Origin of the sequence: Vibrio sp. 1562 (assembly GCF_033340155.1) — a bacterium.
In the GTDB taxonomy this organism is placed as follows: Bacteria; Pseudomonadota; Gammaproteobacteria; order Enterobacterales; family Vibrionaceae; genus Vibrio; species Vibrio alginolyticus.
This window is the reverse complement of the sequence record NZ_JAWOVY010000116.1, coordinates 1-1067: the sequence shown is the minus strand read 5'-3', so window position 1 is coordinate 1067 and position 1067 is coordinate 1. Positions and strand designations below refer to the sequence as shown.

Here is a 1067-nt window from a genome sequence, read left to right as displayed (position 1 = left end):
AGCCTGTGAAGGAAGAACCAACCGGTCCACGTGATGGCGCCAAAGTTTACGGTACTTTTTGTATTGCTTGTCACGCATCTGGTGTAAACGGCGCGCCAAAATCGGGCAATGCTGACGATTGGGCTCCACGTATCGCGCAAGGCAAAGACGTGCTAGTGAAGCACGCGCTTGAAGGCTTCAACGCGATGCCAGCAAAAGGTACATGTATGGACTGTTCTGATGATGAAATCATTGCAGCCATCGACCACATGATTGATGGTTTGTAATCCAGCGGCCACTCATCTGAAATAAGAAAGGCTTGCCAATCGGCAAGCCTTTTTGTTTGGAGTGAACTTGATTTACCGTGAGATCAAAGTGATCACTTCTTAAACATCGAGCGCAGGTTTGCAATGTGCGCCTGACCTTTTGCCATTCGTTCTTCTTGAGACACAGGCTTTTTGTTCACTTCCCATTCGACATCATCAAACGGCAGCTCATCCAAAAAACGACTTTGAGTCGGCTTGATCAACTCACCAAACTGGCGACGCTCTTTACACATGGTAAACGTCAGCTCTCGCTGTGCGCGGGTGATGCCTACGTACATCAAGCGTCGCTCTTCTTCGACGTTATCTTCATCAATACTGGTTTGATGCGGCAATATGCCCTCTTCCGAACCAATCAAATAAACGTAAGGAAACTCTAGGCCTTTTGATGCGTGTAATGTCATCAATTGAACGGCATCGCTGTCTTCGTCTTCTTCGCCGCGTTCCATCATGTCACGCAAGGTCAAACGTTGAACCACTTCTTTCAGCGTTTTCTCTTCTTGGTCGTAATTGTCACCTTCTAAGTCGGCCACAATCCAAGAGTAGAGATCCGAAACGTTCTTCATGCGCATTTCAGCGGCTTTCGGGCTGGCTGAGGTTTCGTACAGCCAATCTTCGTAATGAATGTCACGAACCAAGGAACGAACAGCTTCTACTGTGTTGCCTCGCTCAGCTTGATCGGCAATCGCCACCAACCATTGTGTAAAGCGACGCAGATTTTCGAGACCACGCCCCGATAGGTGTTGTTCTAATCCCATTTCAAAG

General features: G+C 48.1%; 2 protein-coding genes. One reads left to right on the top strand and one right to left on the bottom strand.

Annotated features, from left to right (window positions below; genetic code table 11):
* Positions 1-266, top strand: a 266-nt coding sequence (locus tag R7Z49_RS23575; protein WP_318112152.1) for a cytochrome c5 family protein, incomplete at its 5' end; no start/stop codon positions are given.
* Positions 267-358: 92 nt separating this feature from the next.
* On the opposite strand, the gene R7Z49_RS23570 is transcribed toward R7Z49_RS23575, so the two are convergent.
* Positions 359-1067, bottom strand: a 709-nt coding sequence (locus R7Z49_RS23570) for a 3'-5' exonuclease (protein WP_318112151.1), incomplete at its 5' end; no start/stop codon positions are given.